At 32.2% G+C, this 1,318-nt stretch carries 1 protein-coding gene; it reads left to right on the forward strand.

The genetic code is table 11. From position 1 onward, the window contains the following. Positions 1-120 precede the first annotated feature (120 nt). On the forward strand, positions 121-1,302 hold the full coding sequence (galK, locus tag ACR0QS_RS13250; protein WP_432633924.1) for a galactokinase: 1,182 nt from the start codon (positions 121-123) through the stop codon (positions 1,300-1,302). Positions 1,303-1,318 lie beyond the last annotated feature (16 nt).

Consider the following 1,318-nt stretch of genomic DNA (forward strand, 5'->3'; position numbering starts at 1 on the left):
GTATTTTAACATATATAAATTTAATAGTCAAGTATTAAATTTAAAATTATATAATATATTGCTATTGATTTTTTTATTCATATAATATATATTTCAATTAAATTTTTACGGATAGGAATTATGATACCTAAATTACATTTAAAAATAGTAGAGAGATTCAGGGAAATTTTCGGGCAAAAGGGCGAAGTCAAATTATATTTTGCACCGGGAAAAGTTAATATAATAGGCGAGCTTATAGATTATTCGGGCGGAAATACGATAACTGCGGCTATAGACAGAGGAACTTATATGGTTGCAAGAAAGCGTCCCGATTCTAAAGTCAATGTTTACGCGCATTCTTTCAAGATGCGAAAATCGTTTTCTTTGGACGATTTGGAAAAAACTAAAGAGGACGAATGGCTTATATATTTTAAAGGAGTATATTCAAACCTAATCGAGAAAGATTATAGAATCACTGGAATCGATATTTATGTTTATACCGATTTGCCTTTCAATACTTCTTTGGCTTCCTCAAGTTCTTTATGCGCATGTTTGACTTACGCTATTTTGGATTTAAATGGAATATCCAATGTTGAACTTTTGGAAATGGCTCAATTATCATACGAAGGCGAAAAAAAATACGCTTCGCAAAAAACATCTTTAACCGACCATGCCACGATATTTATGGGAAAAGAGAATCAATTATTTTTCTTTAATATGAATTCTTTGAAATACGAATATTTGGATTTCAATTTTGGCGAATATTGTATGGCGGTTATAAACAGCAATAAAAAGCGGGCTTCGAGCGACAGCGAATATAACGCAAGGCGAAAAGAATGCGAAAATGCTTATAAAAAACTTAAAGAGAAAAAACCTAATTTAAAATCATTATGCGACTTGAAACCTAAAGACGCAGAATTTATAAAATCGAATCTTCAAAATAAAGAAATGCGAAGGGCTTTATATGTTTCCGCCGAACAGGACAGAGTAAATCAGGCGGTTAAATCGATAAAAAAAGGCTCGATAAAAGATTTGGGAGCTTTGATATTAAAAACTCATGATGGATTAAGCAAATTATACGAAGTCTCGACTGCGGAATTGGATATTTTAGTCGAAGAGGCTATGAATATGGACGGAGTCATGGGAGTTTGTATGATTGGAACGGGATTTGGCGGCGGAGTTTTAATGTTCCTCAAAAAAACGGAAGTTGAAAATGTTATAGAAAATCTTTATGCAAAATATAAAGAAAAAACTCGAAGAGACGCCGATGTTTATATAGTAAAACCTTCAAACGGAACGCGAATCCTTCCTATAGAAGAATAATAATTAAGAATAATAA

The organism is Brachyspira sp., from assembly GCF_050873525.1.
In the GTDB taxonomy this organism is placed as follows: Bacteria; Spirochaetota; Brachyspiria; order Brachyspirales; family Brachyspiraceae; genus Brachyspira.

What these genes read in the sequence shown, in the direction of transcription:
- galK (WP_432633924.1), top strand. Translation starts at nt 121, where the DNA reads ATGATACCTAAATTACATTTAAAAATAGTAGAGAGATTCAGGGAAATT.